Genomic DNA, 21265 nt, shown 5'->3' on the forward strand with positions numbered 1-21265 from the left:
GAACATCGAAAGGCACACTGTGAGCGACTTGTCCCTCGAGCTGCACGACGCCGTACTCACCACCCCCGACCTCGTGATCCTGGAGATGGTGGCGGCCTCGAAGGAGGACGCGGCGGCCCAGCTGGCAGGGCGCCTGCACGCAGCAGGGCGCATCTCCGACCTGCAGGCGTTCCTCGACCAGGTCAACTCCCGCGAGCACCAGATGGCCACGGGCCTGCCCGGGGGCGTCGGACTGCCGCACGCGCGCAGCGAGTACGTGAACCAGACCTCGATCGCCGTCGGAGTCACGCGCTTCGGCCACAGCCTGGACTTCGGCGCCGTCGACGGCCCGGCCACGCTCGTGCTCCTCATGGCCACCCCCGCGCAGTCCTTCTCGGAGCACCTCGAGGTGCTCGCCACGATCGCCCGGAGCCTGTTCAAGGAGAACTTCCGCGAGTCGCTGCGCAGGGCGCACGACGCCGAGGTGATCGCCGAGCTGATCAACTCCTCGCTGGTGTTCTTCGACCACTAGGAGCTGCCGGACGGCGCTACTCGCTCCGCCAGGAGTGCCACAGCGAGGCGTACGCGCCGTCGAGCGCCAGCAGTTCGTCATGGGATCCCAGCTCCGCGATCCGCCCCTCCTCCACGACGGCGACCCGGTCGGCGTCGTGCGCGGTATGGAGCCGGTGGGCGATCGCGATGACGGTGCGTCCCTCGAGGACGGCGTTGAGCGAGCGCTCGAGGTCGCGCGCGGCCTGCGGGTCGATCAGCGACGTCGCCTCGTCCAGCACCAGGGTGTGCGGATCGGCGAGGATCAGCCGGGCCAGCGCCAGCTCCTGGGCCTGGGCGGGGGTGAGCTCGTGCGCCCCGGACCCCACCTCCGTCTCCATCCCCTCCGCGAGCTGCTTCACCCAGTCGAGCGCGCCGACGCTGCGCAGCGCCTCCTCGATCTCGCCGTCCCCCGCGTCCGCCCGCCCGAGCCGCACGTTGTCGGAGACGGAGCCCACGAAGACGTGGTGCTCCTGCGTCACGAGGGCCACCTCGCGGCGCAGGTCGTCGAGCGGCCGGTCGACCAGGGGGACACCGCCCACCGTCACGGAGCCGGACGTCGGCGGGTGGATGCCCGCGATCAGCCGGCCCAGCGTCGACTTGCCCGCACCGGACGGGCCGACGACGGCGAGGCGCTCGCCACGCACCAGGGTGAGGTCGATGCCGTGCAGCACGTTGTGGCCCGGCCGGTACGCGTAGGTCGCGGCGGACACCACGATGTCCTCGTTGGCGGGTTCCGCCGCCGTCGCCTCGCGGTCGGGCTCGACGTCCTTGATGCCGATGATGCGGGCGAGGGACGCGGCCCCCACCTGGATCTCGTCGGTCCACATGATGAGCAGGTCCACCGGGTCGATCAGGCGGACCGCGAAGAGCGCCACGGCGGCCACGGCCCCCGGCGTGACGATGCCCTGGCCGGCGAGCCAGCCGCCCCAGAGCAGGACGGCGGCGGCCGGCAGCCAGAAGGCGATGTCCGCGGCGGGGAACAGGACCGAGCGCAGCCAGAGCGTGTACCGCTCCGCCTGGAAGCTCTTGCCGAGCGCGTCGTCGAGGTCCTGGCGGCGCAGCGCACCGAGGCTCAGCGCGTCGACCGTCCGGGCACCCTCGATGGTCTCGGTGATCGTCCCGTTCACCACGGCGTAGGTCTCGCGCTCGCGCATGTAGCCGCCGGCGCTCCGGTGCAGGTACCAGCGGGTCACGGGCCAGAGCAGCGGCAGGCCCACGAGGAGCGCCAGCGACAGCACGGGCGAGGTGACGACGGCGGCGCCGAGGGTCAGGAGGATGGTCACAGCCGAGACGACGACCTGCGGGACGCCGAAGCGCACCGTGTGGGACACGGCGTCGATGTCGTTCGTCGTCCGGGCGACGAGATCGCCCGTGCCCGCCTTCTCCACCGTGGAGAGCGGGAGCGCCGTGACGTCCTCCATGAAGTCCTCGCGCAGCTCCGCGAACACGCGCTCGCCGAACACCATGCCGGACCGCACCGCGTACCGGCGCAGGACCGACTGGACCACGAGGAACCCGAGCATCCCGAGGGAGACGGACGCCACGAAGGACGGCGTCGTCCCGGCGGCCAGGGCGTCGATGAGGAGGCCGAGCAGCAGCGGCCCGGCCAGGCCCGCGACGGCGGATCCGACGTACAGGGCGATCACCGCGCCGAGGCTCCGCCGGTGGTGGCGGATGAGGCGCGACGCCTCGTCGCGGACGGACTTGGCGCCGGCGACGGGGAGCTTGGCCGTGCTACTCACTGCGGATTACCACGTTCCTGTAGGTGCTGCTGCCGGCCATGAGGTCCCTGTGGCTGCCCTGCGCGCTGACGCGCCCGTCCTCGAGGAAGACCACGCGGTCCACGACCCGCAGCAGCAGCGGGCTCGCGGTGACGACGACGGTGGTCCTGCCGTCCTGCCGTCGTGCGTCGCCCAGGCGGGAGGCGATGCGCTGCTCGGTGTGGGCATCGACGGCGCTCGTCGGCTCCACGAGGACGAGGTTCTCCGCGTCGGTGAGGTACGCCCGCGCGAGGACCAGGCGCTGGCGCTGACCGCCCGAGAAGCCGCTGCCGCGCGCGGTGACCTCGTGGTCCAGGCCGCCCTCGAGCCCGTCGAGGATGTCCAGGGCGCTCGCGTCCTCGAGGGCCGCGAGGACGGCGCCGTCGTCGTGCCGGCCCTGCGGGTCGAGCTGTGCGCGGAGGGACCCGCTGAACAGCTGCGGCGCGGCCTCGCTGACCACGATGCGCGCCCGGATGTCCGCCAGCGGCACGTGCCGCAGGTCGGCGGCACCCCACCGCACCGTCGCCTCCTCGAGGACGGCGTCCTCGAACCGGCCGAGGCGCGTCACGGCGTCGGTCGACTCCGCGGGCTCCCGTGACACGACGGCGGTGATCAGACCCGGCTCGACGACGAGGCCCGACCGTTCGTCGACGAGGACGGCTCCCGGCTGCGGTGCGGCCGCCGGCGTGGTGCTCTCGGCGACATTGGCGTCCACCGACAGCACCGCGACGATCTTCCGGGCGCCGACGTGGGCGCGGATGAAGCGGGCCACGGAGTCGGCGGCGGCGCGGATGGGGGTCATGAGGAAGATCGAGAAGCCGTAGAGGGCCACGAGCTCCCCGGGCGTGATGTCGCCTCCGAGGACCAGTGTCGCCCCCACCCAGGTGAAGACGACGCTGAAGGTCCCGGCGATGAACACCTGGGACGCCTCGAGGTCGGCGAGGGAGCGGGCCACCCTGATGCCCGAGTCGCGGGTCGCCGTCGACTTGTCGCGGTAGCGGCCCACGAAGATGTGCTCGCCGCCGATGCCCCGCAGCACACGCAGCCCCGCCACGGTGTCGGCGCCGACCGCGGTCATCCTGCCGGACGCCTCGCGCTGCTCGCGCTGCCGCGCCTGCATGGGCCGCACCACGAAGAGGAGGAGCCCGCAGCACACGGGCACCCCGACGAGCACGACGACGCCGAGCACGGGGGAGGTCTGCCAGATGAGGACCGTGACCACGAGCCAGGCCGCGGCCGCCCCGGCGAGCCGCGTGAGCACCTCGTACACCTCGCCGAGGCGGAAGGCGTCGGAGGCCGCGGTGGAGACGACCTCGCCCGTGGACAGCGCGCTGGGCAGGGCGTCGCCGGTCCGGCTGATCTTGTGCCCCACGAGGCGGACGGAACTGAACGCGGCCTGCATCCAGTTGCTGACACCGGCGCGGTGCGTGGCGGTGTCGGAGACGGCCTGGACCACCATGAGTCCCAGCAGTGCGCCCGCCCAGCCGAGCAGCGCTCCCGTGTCGCCGCCGATGACGCCGTCGTCGAGGGCCTTGCCGAGGACGAAGGGCATGACGGCCTGCGACGCCATCCAGACGGTCCCCAGGAGGATCCCTGCCGCGAGGGTCGCCTTCTGCTGCGCGCCGATCCACAGCAGGTAGCGCGCAGGGGAGCGCAGATCCGGCGAACCGGTCAGGGGGTAGGGAAAGGAGCGCACGAGGCTCCATCCTAGACCGCATCCCACCCCAGTGATAGGGATATGCCAATCACTTTTCGGACCGCCGGGGTGCCCGCGTCCGGTCCCGGCGTTATTCGTTGTTCTACGCGGGCACGAAGTACCGTTGAGGGGTGTTGAAAACCGCGCTCAAGCCTCGATGGATCCTCCTGCTGATCCTCGCGATGGCTGCCGCCGCGGTCTTCGTCCTCCTCAGCCAGTGGCAGCTCAACTCCTCCAGGGAGCAGCCGCCGCCCGCACCCAGCACCACGGAGAACGTCCGGCCGCTGACCGGGGTGCTGACGCCCCTCACGCCGCTCTACGCCTCGGGCGCCGATCAGATGGTGTCCGTCGACGGGGCGTTCCTGCCCGGCACCCGGATGCTGGTGCAGAACCGCCTGCTCGACGGCGACGAGGGCCTGTGGGTCGTCCAGGCCCTCGCCGTCGACGCGGCCGCGCCGGCCGGCACGGACGGGGACGCCGTCGTCCCCGTCGTGCTCGGCTGGGTCGCCGAGGCGGAGGACGCGGCAGCCGTGCCGGAGCAGCAGGGGTCAGCCGCCGTCGTCGGACGCCTCCTCCCACCCGAGGCGCCCGTCGTGCAACGGGGCACCGACGGGCAGGTGCCGTCCCTCTCCACGGCCGAACTCTCCAACATCTGGGACCGGACCAGCTACGCCGCGTTCATCGTCGCCTCCGGGGTGACGGCCGACGGCGCCGCCGTCCCCTTCGCGGATGGCATGGAGCGGGTGGTCGTCGGCCCGCAGCCGCAGGACACACCGATCAACTGGCTCAACATCTTCTACGCCATCGAATGGGTCGTCTTCGCGGGCTTCGCCTTCTTCCTGTGGTGGCGCCTCGTCGCCGACGACCACCGGCGCACCCTCGAGGACGCGGCCGACGCCGAGGAGGCGCGGCTCGCCGCCCACCCCGCGGCCGGTCCCGCCGGCGACCCCGCCGCCGTCCCCTCCCGTCCCGCCGCCGGGGCAACCGCCGCCGGCACGACCGCCGGCACGACCACCGGCATGACATCCACCCAGGAAACCGGAGCCCACCGTGACTGAGCCAGCACTCGACCCGACCGCCGGAACCGCCCGCCCGGAGGGGCGCAGGCCGAAGCGGCGCTTCGGCGGCACGCACGCGCAGATCCGCTCCGCGCTCGGGTTCTACCGGGTGCTCGCCTACGCGACCGGCGTCATGCTGCTGCTCGTCGTCGTGGAGATGGTGGCCAAGTACGGGTTCGGCTCCGAGATCGTGGCCGGCGGGGGAGCGTTCCTCCAGTTCCTGCCCGAGGTCGTCGCCGAGACCGCGGGCGGGGTGAACCTCTCGACGGCCGTCCTGATCGTGCACGGGTGGCTCTACGTCGTGTACCTCATCGCCGACTTCCGGCTGTGGCAGCTGATGCGCTGGCCGTTCGGCCTCTTCGTCCTGATCGCGCTCGGCGGCGTCGTGCCCCTGCTGTCCTTCTTCGTGGAGAAGCGGATCCACCGCCAGGCCGAGGAGGACCTCGCCGCGCATCCCGAGGCCGCACCGCGGTACTGACGCCTGCGCGCGGGCGGAACGGCGGCGTCACGGCCCGGACCTGATGTGCCACGCCGGGTACACGCGGACTATTGTTGACGGGTGACTACCCCCGAGAACGGCTCCGAGCACCGTCCTGTCCTCGTCGTGGACTACGGCGCGCAGTACGCCCAGCTGATCGCGCGCCGCGTCCGTGAGGCGGACGTCTACTCCGAGATCGTCCCGCACACGCTCAGCACGCAGGAGATCCTCGCGAAGAACCCCTCGGCGATCATCCTCTCGGGCGGGCCGTCGAGCGTCTACGCCGAGGGTGCCCCCCGGATCGAGCGGGACCTGTTCGAGGCCGGCGTGCCCGTCCTCGGCATCTGCTACGGCTTCCAGGCCATGGCCGACGCGCTCGGCGGGACCGTCGCGAAGACGGGCCTGCGGGAGTACGGATCGACGGACGTGCGCTCCGACGGTGCCTCACGCTCCATCCTCGCCGGGACGCCCGAGCAGCAGAACGCGTGGATGAGCCACGGCGACAGCGTGCAGGCCGCGCCGGAGGGCTTCGACGTCCTCGCCAGCACCGCCGGGGCCCCCGTCGCCGCCTTCGCGAACGAGGAGAAGGCCCTCTACGGCGTGCAGTGGCACCCGGAGGTCAAGCACTCCCAGCACGGCCAGGCCGTGATCGAGAACTTCCTCTTCCGGGGTGCACGCCTCGACCCGAACTGGACCACCCGCAACATCCTCGAGGAGCAGGTGGACCGTATCCGCGAGCAGATCGGCGACGCACGGGTCATCTGCGGACTCTCCGGCGGCGTCGACTCCGCCGTCGCCGCCGCGCTCGTGCAGCGTGCCGTCGGCGACCAGCTCACGTGCGTCTTCGTGGACCACGGACTGCTGCGCGAGGGCGAGGCCGAGCAGGTGGAGCGCGACTTCGTCGCCGCGACCGGCGTCAAGCTCTACGTGGCCAACGAGCAGGAGCGGTTCCTCGCCGCCCTCGCGGGCGTCTCCGACCCCGAGACCAAGCGCAAGATCATCGGCCGCGAGTTCATCCGGGCCTTCGAGGAGGCCGAGCGGGCCATCATGCGCGAGGCGGAGGCCGAGGGCGAGCCCATCCGGTTCCTCGTGCAGGGCACCCTCTACCCCGACGTCGTCGAGTCCGGCGGAGGAGAGGGAGCCGCGAACATCAAGAGCCACCACAACGTGGGCGGACTGCCCGAGGACCTCCAGTTCGAGCTCGTCGAACCGCTCCGCACCCTCTTCAAGGACGAGGTGCGCGCCGTCGGCGCGCAGCTCGGCCTGCCCGCGGAGATCGTGGGCCGGCAGCCGTTCCCCGGACCGGGCCTCGGCATCAGGATCGTCGGTGACGTGACCGAGGAGCGCCTGGCGCTGCTCCGCAAGGCCGACGCGATCGCCCGCGCCGAGCTCACCGCCGCCGGACTCGACCACGACGTCTGGCAGATGCCCGTGGTGCTGCTCGCCGACGTCCGCAGCGTCGGTGTCCAGGGGGACGGACGGACCTACGGGCACCCGATCGTGCTGCGCCCGGTGTCCAGCGAGGACGCCATGACCGCGGACTGGTCACGCCTCCCGTACGACCTCCTCGCGCGCATCTCCAACCGGATCACCAACGAGGTCGACGGCGTTAACCGCGTGGTGCTCGACGTGACGAGCAAGCCGCCGGGAACCATCGAATGGGAGTAGGCGGATCCGGAAGGGGCGTCGCACCCACTTCCGTCCGCCCGGGCCGCGTTGCTATCCGCGGGGTCCGATCGCTTTTCGGATAGCTTGGAAGACATGCCCATCTGGTCGAGATCAGCACGTGACAATGCAGGGAAGAAGGCGACCGTGCCGGAGCAGGACCAGCGGGATGCGGCGGGATCCGCCGCGGATCAGCCGCAGGGGAACCAGCAGGGCGGCGGGTCGGGCCACCAGCGCGCCGCCGCGCCCGGGAACGCGTCCGCGCAGGAGTTCCTCGTGCCCTGGCTCGAAGGCCTCGGCCCCCAGGCCACCGGGGACACGCTCCTGCACTTCCGGCCCTCCGCCGGGACGAGCATCGACCTGACGCACGCCCACCCCTCCGGACTGGCGCAGCTCCTCGCCGGCAGGCGCACGCGCCTGTCCACCCTGCTCCGCGACCCCGTCCAGTACAGCGCCGCCAAGGCCGCGGCCCGTGCGCTCCGCGCGAAGATCTTCGAACTCGGCACCGAGCGGGGCATCGACGTCGGCTTCCTGGCCGCCGGGACCGCGTCCTGGCGGTCCGTGGACGACTCGGGGCGCTCCGAGACGCTGAACGCCCCCGTGCTCCTGACCGCGATCTCGCTGACGGTCCACGCCTCGCAGGACGACTACGAGCTGCAGATCACCGAGCAGGCCGTCATGAATCCGGCGCTCGTCCGGCACCTGCGGAACCAGCAGGGCCTCCGCGTGGATCCCGCCGGCATCGCCCGCCTCGCCTACGGCACCGCACGCTTCGATCCGCACCCCGTCCTCGAGCGCATGCGGGCACTGAGCGAGGGCGTCCGCGGCATGTCCGTGGAACACCGGATCCTGGTCTCCACCTTCGCCGACCTCGCAGGCGTCAAGGGCGATCCCGCCCTGCGCCCCGACCATCCCGTGCTCGCCGCCCTGCTGGGCGCGGCCAGGGGGGACGCCGACGCGTCGGCGGCCCTCACCGGCGCCGCCGACGGTCTGCAGTTCCCGCCCGCCGACGAGCGGGAGCCGGCTGCTGAGATCCTGATCCTCGACGCGGACAGGGCCCAGCAGGAAGTCCTCGACCTCGCATCGGCGGGCGTCAGCCTCGTCGTGGCCACGCCCCCGGGGACGGGCCAGACCCAGACGGCGCTGAACGTCGCGGCCCGTGCCGCGGCCGAGGGCCGGCGCGTCGTGGTCGCTGCCGAACGCCGCGGTTCCCTCAACGAGTTCGTGCAGGACCTCGACGGGCTCGGCCTGGGCTCGCTCGTGCTCCAGGTGGGCAGCCAGACCGGGCCCGCGCAGCTGCGCGAAGCCGTCATCCGCGCCCTGGTCCGCAACGAGAAGTCCGTCGAGCCCCGGCTCGACACGCTCCACTCCACCCTGACCGGACACCGCCACCAGCTCATGGAGCACGTGCGCAGCCTGCACGACATCCGCAGCCGGTGGGGCTGCTCGCCCTACCAGGCCATGCAGTCCCTCGCCGGACTCACCGCGCTGGACCCGGCGCCGTCCACCACGGTGCGGCTGAAGCGGAGCGTCCTCGACTCCATCACCGACCGCGGGGAGCTCACGGAGCGGCTCCAGCGTGCCGCCGAGCTCGGCAGTTTCAGCAAGGCGTCGACGGAGAGCCCGTGGTACGGCGCGCAACTGCTCAACCGCAAGGAGACCGAGCACGCGCACGGCCTCGCCGAGCAGCTCGCCACCGGGATCCCGAGCCTCCGCGACGAGGTGCAGCGCGTGGCCGAGCACTCCCACATCACGCTCGGTGGGACCTTCAGGGAATGGGGCGAGCAGCTCGAACTCCTCGTCGCGGTCCGTGAGAGCCTGGACAAGTTCACCCCCGACATCTTCGACCGGCCCGTCACCGACCTCATCTCCGCCACCGCGCCGTCGTCCTGGCGGAAGGAACGCGACATCGAGATGAGCTCCATGACGCGGTCCCGGCTGCGGCGCGTCGCCAAGGAGTACATCCGGCCCGGCGTGCACATCTCCGACCTCCACACCTCCCTGCGCGAGGTGCAGCAGCAGCGCACGCTGTGGACGCGCTACGCCCTGACCGAACGGCACCCCTCCGTCCCCACGGGCCTCGCCGAGATCCACGCGTCCTACCGGACCGTCGAGGTACGGCTCGCCGAGCTGACCGCGACCCTCCGCCCGACCTCCGGCAGCCCCGACCTCGCCGCGCTGGACCTGGACGTCCTCGAGACCCTGCTCCGGGACCTCGCCATGGACAAGGACACCCTCGCCACCCTGCCCGAGCGCACGCTGCTGCTCGACGAGATGCGCGAGCAGGGCCTCGGCGAACTGCTCGAGGATCTCGCCGCCCGCGAGGTGCCCGCCGACCGCGTCGGCCACGAGCTCGAACTGGCCTGGTGGCAGTCCGCCCTCGAGGCGATGATCAGCGGCGACGACTACCTCGCCATGTCCGACGGCGACAGCCTGCGCAGGCTCGAGGCGGAGTACCGCCTCGCGGACAACGCGCACATCGCGTCCGGTCCGGCCCGCATCCGCTGGACGCTCGGCGAACGCTGGCGCTCGGCCGTCGCCACCCACGCGGAGGACGCCGCCCGCCTCCGGCAGGAGCTCAAGGACGGGACCCTCACCCTCGAGGGCTTCGCCGGCCTGCACCGCGAGATCGTGGCCGCGCTGGTGCCCGTCTGGGCCGTGAGCCCGCTGACCGTCCGGGGTGCGGTGCCCGAGGGCTGCACGTTCGACACCGCGGTGATCCTCGACGGCGAATCCATGTCGCTGCAGAGCGCCGTGCCGTGCATCGCGCGGTCCTCGCAGGTGATCGTCTTCGGTGACGACCGCCTGGCGGGCCCGACCCGCTTCAGCATCGAGGTGCAGTCAGCCGATCGCGCCTCCACCCTCGAGCCCCTGCCCAGCGCCTTCGACGCACTGCGCGAGGTGCTGCCCGTCCGCGGGCTGACGGAGATCTACCGGGGCGTCGACCGGGGTCTCGACACCTACCTGAGCGAGTCCTTCTACGACGGGAAGCTCTCCCGCCTGCCGCAGGCCTCCGAGGTCACCGGCGGCGGTCGCGGGCTCGTGGTCGAGTACCTGCCGAACGGCACCGGCATGCCGAGCTCGGAGCACGACGGCGTCGAGAGCGTCGCCGTCGAGGTGAACCGCGTCGTCGAGCTGGTCTTCGAGCACATCCGCCGTCGCCCGCACCTCACACTTGCCGTCGTGACCGCCAGCTCGCGGCACGCGGCCCGCGTGGGTGAGGCGATCCGCCTGCAGATGACCGAGTTCCCCTGGGCCGCCGACTTCTTCACGCCCGGCCGGGAGGCGTTCCGCGTCGTCCCCGTCGAGCGGGCAGGAGGACTGGTCCGCGACGACATCATCTTCTCGCTCGGCTACGGCCGCACACCCCACGGGCGCGCGCTGCACTCCTTCGGTCCGCTGTCCGGTCCGAACGGTCGCCGCAACTTCGTCATGGCGATGACACGCGCACGGCGGCTCCAGCACGTCCTGACCTGCTTCGAACCGTCGGACCTCGATCCGGACCGGCTCACCACGGGTGCGCTGGACTTCTTCGAGCTGCTGCAGCGCGAGCTGGGCGGTGACGCCGGCCGGATCCCCGCCGTCGCGGGCAGCAACGAGGACCCCCTGGTCGCGGACCTCGTGGACCGCCTGCGCTACCGCGGCGCCGAGGTGTGGGACCACTACGCCGGCGTCCTCGACATCGTCGCGGTGCGCCCGGCGGACCTCCGGGCCGACGGCAGCGCGGCCACCGTGCAGGACGAGCGCCCGGCCCCGCTGGCGATCGAGTCCGACGGGACTTCCCGCTACGGGTCGATGTCCGTGCGGGAACGCAGCAGGCTGCGCCCGCAGGTCCTCGAACGCATGGGCTGGCGCTACCTCCCACTGTGGACCATCGAGGTCTTCACGGACCCGGACGGGTGCGCGGAACGTGCCGCCGGCGTGCTCGGACTGCCGCCGCTGGAGGCCTCCGACCAGCCCCGGACGCGAAAGGATGCCGCAAGGATGCGCAAGGACGAACAGCACCCCGGCCGGGGGACCAACGTGGGCCGCGAGCCCGGCGAACCGGACGATGCCCCGTCGCTGCCGACGACGGCGGGCGAGGACGACCCCCGCTCCTGGGGCGACAGCGAGGACAACCACGATGCGTGGCTCGAGGAGCAGCGGCCCCCGCACTGGGGCTGACACCTGCGGAGAGTCGTGGCGCGCCGCCCGGCGCATCAGGGTCCCGTCGTGAGCACGAGATGGACGTCGCCCGAGCTGGAGGACCCGGCCAGGGCGGCCGCCTCGTCCTCGCCTGCGGCGATGACGACGAGCCCGTCGTCGCCCCCGGCGCCGGGCCAGGCACCGGGAGCGCCGCCGGTGTCGGTCCACAGCACGGCGACCGACCGCGCGAGGACCGTGGACTCCGCAGGTGCGTCGTAGCCGTCGCCGGTGCTCAGCACCACGTCCACGAGCTGGCCGGGAACCAGGAGCTGCACGATGCCGGGATCGGCCGGCCGGAGCGGGACCGCGACGGTGCCGGGCGCCGTGCCCGTCAGCAGGCCGTCGCCCACGAGCGCGGTGGCGGGGATGGGTGCGCCCTGCAGCAGGGGAGTGGCCAGCTGCTGGCCCACGAGCTGGTCCGGCCGCCCGAACGCCCGGCCGGCCACGGCCGCCTCGGGGAGCCGGACGAGACCGACGTCCGCCTCCGTCAGCACCGTCCCGACCGCGAGGTCGCGGGCCGCGGCGACGACGGTCGTCGTGGTGTAGTCGTCTCCCACCATCGCCTCGACGGCGACGCCCGCCGCCGCACTGAGGAGCAGGCATGCGAGGATCCGCTTGCGGCGGTACACCAGCCGGCGGAGGCGGTACCGGGAGGAGCTGCCCCGAAGGAGGCCGGTCGGATCCATGGGGCGACCCTAGGCCGGGGATGCCGAGCAGCGGTCCGCCCCGAGGACTATGTGGACATCGCTCCTACCGGCGTCAGGAACCTCGTCGGCGAGGCGGGTGCCGCGGTCAGGACGCGGCGGCGCTGCCGGACGAGGACGCTGCGCTGCCCGCCGGAGCGGACGACGCGGGAGTCGCCGCCCCGCTCGAGGAGGCGGCCGGGGCGGGCGCGGACGAGGGGGACGTGGCGTCCGTGCTCGTCGTCGTGGACCGCGAGTCGTTGCGGTAGAAGCCCGACCCCTTGAACACCACGCCCACGCTGTTGAACTTCTTCCGCAGCGAGCCTCCGCAGGCCGGGCAGACGGTCAGGGAGTCGTCCGAGAACGACTGCTGGATGTCGAAGGCATGGGCGCAGTCCTTGCAGGCATAGGCGTACATCGGCATGGAAATCCTCCTGGACGGGCTTCGTGGCCCCCGGGCGGCTCTTCCGATCGCTGATCTTGGCACTCTCCGGGGTCGAGTGCCAGTCTACACGGACCCGCCGACCGCTTCGGAGCGGTGCAGTCCGTCCGCCGTGAAGGCCCCGCCCAGCGGCTGGTCGAAGGGTCCGGTGGGGACGGCGCCGCCCGGCAGCAGCTCCGACCGGTAGACCACGCCCAGCCGGGCCACGGCTCCGGGGGCGTCCGGCGGATGGTTCGCGAGGAAGCGGTCGTAGTAGCCGCCGCCCTGGCCGATGCGGTGCCCGGACCTGTCGACGGCGAGGGCGGGCACGAGGATCAGGCCCACACCGGGTAGCTCCCCGAAGGGCCGGCGGGTGCCCGTCGGCTCGTCGACCGGCGCACGCACCGATTTCCGGAGGGCGACGCCCGGCACCCAGTCCACCCACGACAACCGGTAGTCCGGCTCGCACACCGGCACGACGACACCGAAACCGAGGCCGTGCAGTTCGTGCAGCAGCTCCACCGTGGCGGGCTCGGGATCGCGGCCCAGGTACGCCGCGATCGTGGGGCGCCCTCCTGGCCCCGCGTCGGAGGGGAGGGCGGTCGCGTACTCGACGACGGAGCGGGCGATGGCCCGCGCCTGGTCGTGCCGGTCGGCCGGCTGCAGCGCCGAGCGCGCGGCGCGCAGCGACGTCCGCAGGCGGAGCTTCGCCCTATCACGTTCCTCGAGGGTCATCCCACCATTGTGGCGGGCCGCCCGGGGTTACCACGCCCGTTATGTAGTGTGGTGCTCATGACTTTGCGATCACGTGTGACGAAGGCCGTTATCCCCGCGGCCGGCCTGGGGACCCGCTTCCTTCCCGCCACGAAGGCGATGCCGAAGGAAATGCTTCCCGTCGTGGACAAGCCCGCCATCCAGTACGTCGTGCAGGAGGCCGTCGACGCCGGCCTGTCCGACGTCCTCATGATCACGGGCCGCAACAAGCGGGCCCTCGAGGACCACTTCGACCGCGTGCCCTTCATCGAGCAGACGCTCGAGGCCAAGGGCGACCACGACAAGCTGGCCGCGGTGCGCAGGCCCTCCGAACTCGGCGACATCCACTACCTCCGCCAGGGCGACCCGAAGGGCCTCGGCCATGCCGTGCTCCGCGCCAGGCTGCACGTCGGCGACGAGCCGTTCGCCGTGCTGCTCGGTGACGACCTGATCGACGAGCGCGACCCCCTGCTCGAGACGATGATCGAGGTCCAGGCCCGCACGGGCGGCTCGGTGATCGCCCTCATCGAGGTCGACCCGCAGCAGATCAGCGCCTACGGCTGCGCGGACATCACAGAGATCGACGGCGAGAACCACGTGCGCGTCAACCAGCTCGTCGAGAAGCCGTCCATCGAGGACGCGCCGTCGAACCTCGCGGTGATCGGCCGTTACGTGCTGCACCCGCGCGTGTTCGAGGTCCTCGAGACGACCCCGCCGGGCCGTGGTGGCGAGATCCAGCTGACCGACGCCCTGCAGACGCTCGCAGCCGCGGACGGCGAGGGCTCCGGCGTGTACGGGGTGGTCTTCCGTGGCCGCCGCTACGACACCGGCGACAAGCTGAGCTACCTGAAGGCCGTGGTGACCCTGGCCTCCGAGCGGGAGGACCTCGGCCCGGACCTGCGCGAGTGGATCAGGGACTTCAGCAAGAACCTCCCGGACTAGCACGGAGCGCACGGCATGTGGTCGGCGACCAGCTGGCCCGTGAGCCTCAGGACGGGTTCCCTCGTCCTGAGGCCCATCCGCCATCGGGACAAGGCAGCCTGGACGGCATTGCGGCACCGCAACGCCCGGTGGCTCGCGCCCTGGGAGGCCTCCAACCCGGACCCCGAGGGATTCCTGCCCACGTACCACCAGATGGTGCGTTCCCTCACCGGGCAGGCCCGGGCGGGATCGGCGCTCCCCTTCCTCATCACGGAGCAGCCTGCCGACTCGCGCGACGCCCGGCTGGTGGGCCAGCTGACCGTCTCGGGGATCACCTGGGGATCGGCGATGACGGCGACCCTCGGGTACTGGGTGGACGCCGAGCGTGCCGGCCGGGGGATCGCTCCGACGGCGGTGGCCCTCGCCACGGATTTCTGCTTCGGCGAGCTCGGACTCCACCGGATGGAGATCAACATCCGCCCCGAGAACCAGGCCAGTCTGCGCGTCGTCGAGAAGCTGGGGTTCCGCGACGAAGGGCTGCGCCCCCGCTACCTGCACATCGCGGGACAGTGGGCGGATCACCGGAGTTTCGCGCTGACCGCCGAGGAGGTCCCCCGCGGCCTGCTGGAGCCCTGGCTGGAGAGCGGGAGGCCGCACAGGGGCTGAGGAGGGGAGCCGATGCCGGCATGAGCATATCCGGGTCCGACACACCGCGGCCAATGCCGGGACGGAGGGTGGACTGCTCCTACGGTTCTAGGTGTGGTCTACTCCCTGGATAGCTCGTTGGTGCTCGCCGCAATCGTCGGGTTGTGGCTCGTCTGGGTAGCCCCTTCCGTCCTCAGGAGGACCCTGCCGGCGCCTGCCGGCAGCTCACACCGATCGCCACGAGCCGGGACCGGCCGTCCCGCAGGGAGCAGAATGACCATGACCGCGCCACAGGACGACGCACACCTCTCGGGACCCACGCGCGTCCTGCCCCCGACGCCGGGCGCGCCCGCGACGCGGACCGGCCCGGACCGCGCCGGCATCCCCGCCTTCAGCCCGCGCCAGGGGCGCCTCGGCGTCGCCCTCGTGGGCCTCGTGGCACTCGCGGCCACGCTGGTGACCCTCGTGCTCGGACTGCTCGACGTCGTGTCCTTCCTCGTCCCGCTTCTCTGCCTGGCCGTGGCCGCCGCCGCCGTCGCGGCGCTCAGGATGCTCGCCGTGCGCCGCCGGCGTGCACGTGTCGATCGCGCGTTCCACGACGCGATGGCGCCCGTCCACGCCCCCGCCGCGTCCGAACCCGCGGTCCTGCCCGCCGCCGTCGCCCCCCGCCGCCCCACTCGGCTGTTCGACGCGGAGGAGGCCGGCGCACGCCGCCTCACGCCCATGGAACTGCGGACCGCCGCCCTCGCCGTGGCGCACGGTTCCACCCTCGTCGACGTCCGGAGCATGTCCCGCGTCACCGAGCCGGAAGCGGAGACCGAGCCGGAAGCCGACACCGAGCACGCCGCCGCTACGCGCCGCACCGACGACACCGCCGATAGCACCGCCGACACCGCCGATAGCACCGCCGACACCGCCGATAGCACCGCCGACGACACCGCCGATAGCACCGCTGCCGACACCGCCGACGACACCTCCGCCGGGCCGACCGGGTCGCCGGAGTGGGCGCCCGTGGACGTCCCCCGTCCCACCTACGTCGACGCGGCCAAGGCCGAGCGCCAGGCCCCCGCGCCGCTGGATCTCCCCGAGGCGCCGAAGCCGACCACCAGGACGCCCATCAAGGCTTCCGAGGCCGCTGCGCGGATCGCCGCCACCGAGGAGACCGATCGCGAGGCGGACGTAGCGGCCCCTGCGACGGGACGGATCAACCTCGACGACGTCCTGCAGCGCCGGCGCGCCTGACCCGGCGCGACATGGCAGGGGACGAAGGTCCTCGCCCGCAGGACCCCCCGGGGATCCCATGAGGACACGGCAGGCGGGCATCGTCCGTGAGCAGGCGACCCTGGCGCTCCTCGAGTCGGGTGCACCCTCGAGCCTGCTGCGGCGGGCCCTCGCCAGGACCGGCTGGGATCTGCAGTCCTGGCAGCTCGGCTCCCTCCACCACCGACCCGGGGCGGGCGTCACGGGCGTCTACGCCGTCGAGGTCGTCCCCGCCCGCTCCGCCGGCCGGCGCGGGCGCACCCTTCCCGCGCCCACCCACGCGTGCATCTCCTCGTGCTCCGTCCCGCACCCGGGGGACGACGTCGTCGTCTTCCGCCGCAGGGGCACCGATGCCCTCGCCGTCTGGGTGCATCCCGCCGATCCGCTCCTTCCGGGACTCCCGCTGGCCCTCGACGGGGAGCGCGTCGCCGCACTCGCCTTCGACCCCGGTCACGGCACCACGGAGACCGTCCTCGACCTGCGCAGCTATCGCCCCCTGCGCCGCGCCGTGGTCCTCGCCCACAACGGGCAGGAGCGCCGGTACCTCAAGGTCCTGCGGCAGGGAGCTGCCGGGCCCCTGGCGGACAGGCACCGGATGCTGCGGGCTGCCGGGGTGCCCGCACCCGCCCTCGCGGCCGACCCGGTGCAGGACGTCGTCGCCATGCATCCCGCTCCGGGTACGCCGCTCGCCGACCTGCTCATGCGCGACGGCGCGGCCGGTGTCGACCCGCAGGCCCTCGTCCGCGTCCTGACATCACTGCCCCCCGCCGTGCTCTCCCTGCCCGCCCGCCCGCCGTGGGCGGCACGGGTCCGCGACTACGGCGAGGGCGCGGTGGCCGCGCTGCCCGCGGAGGCCGAACGCATCCGTGCTCTCGCAGCGGGCATCGACGGGGCCGTCCGCTCGAGCGACGGCGGGCCGCTCGTCCCCACCCACGGCGACTTCTACGAGGGCAATCTCCTGATGACGGACGGCAGGGTGTCCGGGCTGCTGGACGTCGACGCGCTGGGGCCCGGACGCCTCGTGGACGATCTCGCCTGTTTCATCGGGCACATCGCCGTCCTGCCGGGGCTGCATGCCGGGTACACCCACGTCCCGCGGGCGCTGCAGCGTTTCCTGCAGGCCTTCGACGAGCACGTCGACCCCGCGGCGCTCAGGAGCAGGGCCGCCGCCGTGAGCCTCACGCTCATCGCCGGCGCACGGCGGCGGGCAGCGGACGGCGGCCCCGCCGAGGGGCTCTCGCGCCTCGAGGTCGCGGAGCGGTTCCTCGCCGAGGTGCAATCCTTCGGCGCGGGGAGGGCCGGGCGCGCCTAGGCGGCCGACGCCCGCGGCACCGCGCGCGTCCGCATGACCATCACCGGCGTCCCGTCCGAGTCCGCCGCCTCCAGGCGCACGGACACGTCGAGGCCCGCCAGCGAGGTCAGATGCGTGCCGCCGCAGGGGATCTCCGCGCGTTCTCCCGGCAGGTCGCACACCCACCGTCGCCGGTCCGTGAGGCCCGGTCCGTCCGCCGCGATGCCGATGGACGCGCCGGTCGCCGTCCACGCCGCGAGGGTCGCGTTCACCGCGTCGGCCGTCGCGCCGGCGTCCAGGTCCTCCGTGCCGAAGCCCTTCCGGCGCAGGGACTTGCCGAGCCGGTACGTGTCGACCGAGCCGAACTCGCCGATCACCGTCGTGTCGATGGCCAGGGCGTCGAAGTTCGGGGCGCCGAGGGCGTCCGCGGCCACGTCCTTCCTCCAGCGGTCCGCGAGCGCGCGGTTGAGGGCCAGGGACGCGAGATGGCATCCGGTGTGCCCGGCGGACACGGCGGCGCGGTGGGCTGCGTCCACCCGCACGGTGACGTCGTCGCCCTCCGACGGCGCGTCCCCCTCGACGAGATGCACGACCACGAACGCCCAGCCCTCGGTGCCCTTCCGGACGGGCGACTCCGCGCCGAGGTACAGCGTGGTGCCGTCCGTGGCACCGACCACGCAGTCCGTCACGGGGAGACTGCGCCCGGCGACCTGGAGGTCACCCCGGTCGGCGCCCTGGTCCGGCCAGGCGGAGTCGACGGGGTGGAAGGCCGTGGTGTCCAGCAGCACGGCGTGCCGGCCGTCCTCGCGGGGCTCGACGTGTAGTACGCGAGACGTGGACCCGACGGCGCCCTGGGGGTAGGTCACGCGGGTGTCGGTGGTGGGCAGGGCCATGGTGCTCTCCTCGGTAGGGCGGAGTCGGTAAGGGGACTCGGTCGGTTCAGGTGTCTGCGGGCCGCTGCGCGAGCCGTTCGAGCAGGGGCTCGACGCGGTAGGGGATGTGTTCGTGCAGCGCGAGCACCGTCTCGGTGCGGATGACCCCCTTGATCTTCAGGACCGAGCGCAGGGCGGCCTGCAGGTGGTGGGTATCCGTGGCGGCCACCCGGCACCACACGTCGCCACGTCCCGAGATCTCGTGCACCTCGAGGACCTGGTTCAGGGTGCGCAGTGCGGCGATCACGCCGTCGAGCTCGCGGTGGGCCACCTCGATGGTGATGAACGCGACCACGTCGTAGCCGAGCGCCTCGAGGTCCAGCTCGCGCCCGCCGGTGCGGAGGATCCCCGCGCGGAGCAGCCGGCGGATGCGGGTCTGCGCCGTGTTGCGGGCCACGCCGAGCAGTTCGCCCAGCTCGCTCACCTGCGCCCGCGGGTCCTTCACCAGCTCGAGCAGCAGGCGCAGGTCGAGTCTGTCCAGCTTGCTCATGAAGCTCACTTCCCGTCAGTCGGCCGCGCCTGTGTTGCGCACAGCGCTCAAAAGCGAGGCAGGTATCGCAGCAGCGCGTGCAATCCGTCCCATCCTATAGAAGTCCGGGCACACACCTGCCCGGAAGCGCCTAGTGTGGGCGCGTGCGAGCGAGGAGAAGCGGTATGAGCGTCATCAACGAGCTGCGGATGCGACCGGCGCCCGCCGAGCGCCGCAGCTGGGACGCGTCGCTCGCCGTCCGCCTCGCGCTGGCCGTGACGGTCATCTCGACCCTCCTGATCGGCGCCAACCTCGCCACGCCCCTCTACCCGCTCATCCAGGCGGACCTCGGACTGACCCCCTTCGCCGTCACCGTCGCCTTCGCGTCGTACGTGATCGCCCTGATCGGCGGGCTCGTCCTGGCCGGGCACTGGTCCGACCACATCGGCCGGCGGGCGGCACTCGTCATCGCCGTCGTCCTCGGCCTGGTCGGGGCCGCGCTGTTCGCCGTCGCCACGTCGCTGCCCATGCTCGCGGCCGGCCGCGTCCTGCAGGGCGGTGCCGTGGCCCTGGCCGTGGGTGCGAGTGCGGCAGCGCTCCGCGACCTCCTGCCCTCGCGTCCCGACTGGGCCTCCCGCTTCACCCTGATGGCCTCCGCCGGGGGAGTCGCGGCGGGGCCCGTGATCGGCGGACTCCTCTCCCTCCTGCCCGCCCCCACGAGGACCCCCTTCCTCGTCTACCTCGTGGTGCTCGCAAGCCTCCTCGTGCCGCTCGTCCTGCTGCGCGCGCGGCCCGCGATCAAGCCGGCGGAGGGGCGCAACCCGCTGACCGTGCTGCGTCCCCGCCGGCCTGCGGTGTCCCGGGAGGCGCGCCGGTCCTTCTGGACCGCGTCCTCCGTGGGCTTCCTCAGCTTCGCCGTCTTCGGCTTCACGCTGAGCCTCGCCCCCACGTGGTTCGCGGGGATCGCGGGCACGACCTCGCGGCCGGTCATCGGCCTCCTCGCTGCCCTCGTACTCGGGTCCTCCGCCGTCAGCCAGCTGCTGTCGCCGCGCGGGCGGTTCGTCGTGCCGGTGGGACTCACGGGCATGGCGCTGGGCGTCGGGCTCCTGCCGGTCGCGGAGGCCACGGGCAGCCTGCCGCTGCTCGTCGCAGCATGCGTCGTGGCGGGATCCGGGCAGGGCATGGCCTTCCGGGTGGTGTTCAACGACGTGTCCGTGAAGGTCGCGCCGGCGCTGCACGCGCAGACGGTGAGTGCCGTGTACGTCATCACCTACCTCGGCAGTGCCGTGCCCGTGCTGGGCCTCGGTGCAGCCGCCGGCATCTGGGGCCTGGACGCCTCGGTGACGGTGTTCGCGCTCGCGGTCGCCGGCGTGTGCGCGGTCCTCGCGACCGGCTCGTTCGCCGTCCGGCTCCGCGCCGCACGGTAGCCCGCCGCCGCCACGCACTTCCTCCCGCCGCGGTGCCGGGTGGCCCGCCGCTGTTTGTACCCTGTAGGCATGCCGAACATCCCGCCACCCCAGCCCTCCGGCCACCCGTCCGGTCACTCTCCCCGTCCGCCCGTCTCCTCGGCCGACACGGACACCGGCTCCGCCCCCCGCGGCGCCACCGGGCAGGCCGCGGCCCTCGTGGTCGGCCTCGACATCGGCGGTTCGAAGACGCACGGCGCGCTCTGGCGCGACGGCACCCTCGTCGCCGAGTCCAGGGCCGGGAGTGCCAACGTGCAGAACGTGACCCGGGACGCGGCGGCCCGAAGCCTCGGCGACCTCTTCCGTGACCTCCTGTCCGGGCAGCCCGCCGGCCACATCGGGCGCGTCGTCGCCGGATCCGGCGGGGTGGACACCGCCGCGGACGCCGACCGCCTGCGCACCCTCATCGCACCCCACGCGCCCGGGGCCCTGATCGAGGTCGTCCACGACACGCGCCTCATCCTCGCCGCCGGGGGAGCGCGGGCGGGTATCGGCGTGATCGCCGGGACCGGCTCCGTGGCCTGGGGCGTCACGGAGGACGGCCGCCAGGCACGCTCGGGCGGCTGGGGCTACCTCCTCGGTGACGAGGGCAGCGGGTACTGGGTGGCACGCGAGGCGGTACGGCGCGCGCTGCACCGGCACGACGTCGGGCTGGAGCCCGACGCCCTCGACACGGCAGTGCTGGAGCTGAACGGTGTTGCCACGCCCACGGAACTGATCGGACTCTTCCACTCCGGGGCCGGCCGGACCTACTGGGCCGCGCAGTCGAGAGCCGTGTTCGACGCGGCGCGGGGCGGCCACGACGACGCCGCGGACATCCTCGACCGCGCCGCCACGGACCTGACGCGCCTCGTCCTCGACGTCGCCTCGGTGATCGGTGTCCCCGGCCCGGTGGTCCTGGGTGGCGGCCTCGCGATGCACCAGCCGGACCTGCAGGAACGCCTCCGGAAGCGCCTTGCGGCCGTGGACATCACCCGGGTGGTGTTCCTCGACGAGGATCCCGTCATGGGCGTCCGCTTCCTCACGGCGGGGTAGGGCCGGGCCGGTCCGG

18 protein-coding genes are annotated in these 21265 nt (G+C 72.9%); 11 read left to right on the plus strand and 7 right to left on the minus strand.

Going from position 1 to position 21265, the window contains the following annotated elements:
• Window positions 1-19 precede the first annotated feature (19 nt).
• Window positions 20-511: a PTS sugar transporter subunit IIA gene (locus ACX80K_RS08170; protein WP_459271329.1), complete on the plus strand. Its 492-nt coding sequence runs from the start codon at window positions 20-22 to the stop codon at window positions 509-511.
• 16 nt (window positions 512-527) lie between these two features.
• Here ACX80K_RS08170 and ACX80K_RS08175 read toward each other — a convergent pair whose 3' ends face one another.
• Together ACX80K_RS08175 and ACX80K_RS08180 are read right to left on the minus strand one after the other, a co-directional pair.
• Window positions 528-2273: an ABC transporter ATP-binding protein gene (locus ACX80K_RS08175; protein ID WP_459271330.1), complete on the minus strand. Its 1746-nt coding sequence runs from the start codon at window positions 2271-2273 to the stop codon at window positions 528-530.
• Window positions 2266-3987: an ABC transporter transmembrane domain-containing protein gene (locus tag ACX80K_RS08180; RefSeq protein WP_459271331.1), complete on the minus strand. Its 1722-nt coding sequence runs from the start codon at window positions 3985-3987 to the stop codon at window positions 2266-2268. Before ACX80K_RS08180 ends, ACX80K_RS08175 begins: the two co-directional genes overlap by 8 nt.
• 131 nt (window positions 3988-4118) lie before the next feature.
• Here ACX80K_RS08180 and ACX80K_RS08185 point away from each other — a divergent pair, with 131 nt between their 5' ends.
• From ACX80K_RS08185 to ACX80K_RS08200, 4 genes are all read left to right on the plus strand, one after another.
• Window positions 4119-5045, plus strand: coding sequence for an SURF1 family cytochrome oxidase biogenesis protein (locus ACX80K_RS08185; RefSeq protein ID WP_459271332.1), 927 nt, complete (start codon window positions 4119-4121; stop codon window positions 5043-5045).
• Window positions 5038-5523, plus strand: coding sequence for a DUF3817 domain-containing protein (locus tag ACX80K_RS08190; protein WP_459271333.1), 486 nt, complete (start codon window positions 5038-5040; stop codon window positions 5521-5523). Before ACX80K_RS08185 ends, ACX80K_RS08190 begins: the two co-directional genes overlap by 8 nt.
• Window positions 5524-5604: 81 nt before the next feature.
• On the plus strand, window positions 5605-7191 hold the full coding sequence (gene guaA, locus ACX80K_RS08195) for a glutamine-hydrolyzing GMP synthase (protein ID WP_459271334.1): 1587 nt from the start codon (window positions 5605-5607) through the stop codon (window positions 7189-7191).
• A 93-nt stretch (window positions 7192-7284) separates the two neighbouring features.
• Window positions 7285-11352: a DUF4011 domain-containing protein gene (locus tag ACX80K_RS08200; protein ID WP_459271335.1), complete on the plus strand. Its 4068-nt coding sequence runs from the start codon at window positions 7285-7287 to the stop codon at window positions 11350-11352.
• Window positions 11353-11387: 35 nt separating this feature from the next.
• Here the strand turns inward: ACX80K_RS08200 and ACX80K_RS08205 are convergent, their stop codons facing one another.
• From ACX80K_RS08205 to ACX80K_RS08215, 3 genes are all read right to left on the minus strand, one after another.
• Complete coding sequence (locus ACX80K_RS08205) at window positions 11388-12059, minus strand: RcpC/CpaB family pilus assembly protein (protein ID WP_459271336.1); 672 nt, start codon at window positions 12057-12059, stop codon at window positions 11388-11390.
• Window positions 12060-12165: 106 nt separating this feature from the next.
• A complete protein-coding gene (locus ACX80K_RS08210; RefSeq protein ID WP_459271337.1) occupies window positions 12166-12480 on the minus strand; it encodes an FmdB family zinc ribbon protein in 315 nt (104 codons plus the stop codon).
• An 84-nt stretch (window positions 12481-12564) separates the two neighbouring features.
• Window positions 12565-13212: a 5-formyltetrahydrofolate cyclo-ligase gene (locus ACX80K_RS08215; RefSeq protein WP_459271338.1), complete on the minus strand. Its 648-nt coding sequence runs from the start codon at window positions 13210-13212 to the stop codon at window positions 12565-12567.
• A gap of 57 nt (window positions 13213-13269) precedes the next feature.
• Between ACX80K_RS08215 and galU the strand changes: the two genes are divergently transcribed.
• The 4 genes from galU to ACX80K_RS08235 all read left to right on the plus strand — a co-directional run bounded on the left by galU (window position 13270) and on the right by ACX80K_RS08235 (window position 17368).
• Window positions 13270-14172, plus strand: a complete 903-nt coding sequence (gene galU / locus ACX80K_RS08220) for a UTP--glucose-1-phosphate uridylyltransferase GalU (RefSeq protein ID WP_459271339.1) — start codon at window positions 13270-13272, stop codon at window positions 14170-14172.
• A gap of 15 nt (window positions 14173-14187) precedes the next feature.
• Entirely contained in the window at window positions 14188-14817 is a 630-nt protein-coding gene (locus ACX80K_RS08225) for a GNAT family N-acetyltransferase (protein ID WP_459271340.1), read from the plus strand.
• A gap of 258 nt (window positions 14818-15075) precedes the next feature.
• Window positions 15076-16038, plus strand: a complete 963-nt coding sequence (locus ACX80K_RS08230; RefSeq protein ID WP_459271341.1) for a hypothetical protein — start codon at window positions 15076-15078, stop codon at window positions 16036-16038.
• A gap of 58 nt (window positions 16039-16096) precedes the next feature.
• The gene (locus ACX80K_RS08235) at window positions 16097-17368 is read left to right on the plus strand and encodes a phosphotransferase (RefSeq protein WP_459271342.1); all 1272 of its coding nucleotides are present in this window, start codon (window positions 16097-16099) and stop codon (window positions 17366-17368) included.
• Here ACX80K_RS08235 and ACX80K_RS08240 read toward each other — a convergent pair.
• The gene (locus tag ACX80K_RS08240) at window positions 17365-18240 is read right to left on the minus strand and encodes an alanyl-tRNA editing protein (protein WP_459271343.1); all 876 of its coding nucleotides are present in this window, start codon (window positions 18238-18240) and stop codon (window positions 17365-17367) included. The genes ACX80K_RS08235 and ACX80K_RS08240 overlap by 4 nt on opposite strands.
• A 46-nt stretch (window positions 18241-18286) precedes the next feature.
• A complete protein-coding gene (locus tag ACX80K_RS08245) occupies window positions 18287-18769 on the minus strand; it encodes an Lrp/AsnC family transcriptional regulator (RefSeq protein WP_459271344.1) in 483 nt (160 codons plus the stop codon).
• A gap of 164 nt (window positions 18770-18933) precedes the next feature.
• Here ACX80K_RS08245 and ACX80K_RS08250 point away from each other — a divergent pair, with 164 nt between their 5' ends.
• Window positions 18934-20175 carry an MFS transporter gene (locus tag ACX80K_RS08250; RefSeq protein WP_459271345.1) on the plus strand — a complete coding sequence of 414 codons (1242 nt, stop codon included), beginning with the start codon at window positions 18934-18936 and terminating at the stop codon, window positions 20173-20175.
• A 69-nt stretch (window positions 20176-20244) separates the two neighbouring features.
• Window positions 20245-21249, plus strand: a complete 1005-nt coding sequence (locus tag ACX80K_RS08255) for an N-acetylglucosamine kinase (RefSeq protein ID WP_459271346.1) — start codon at window positions 20245-20247, stop codon at window positions 21247-21249.
• Window positions 21250-21265: the final 16 nt, after the last annotated feature.

It is taken from the genome of Arthrobacter sorbitolis (genome assembly GCF_054510995.1).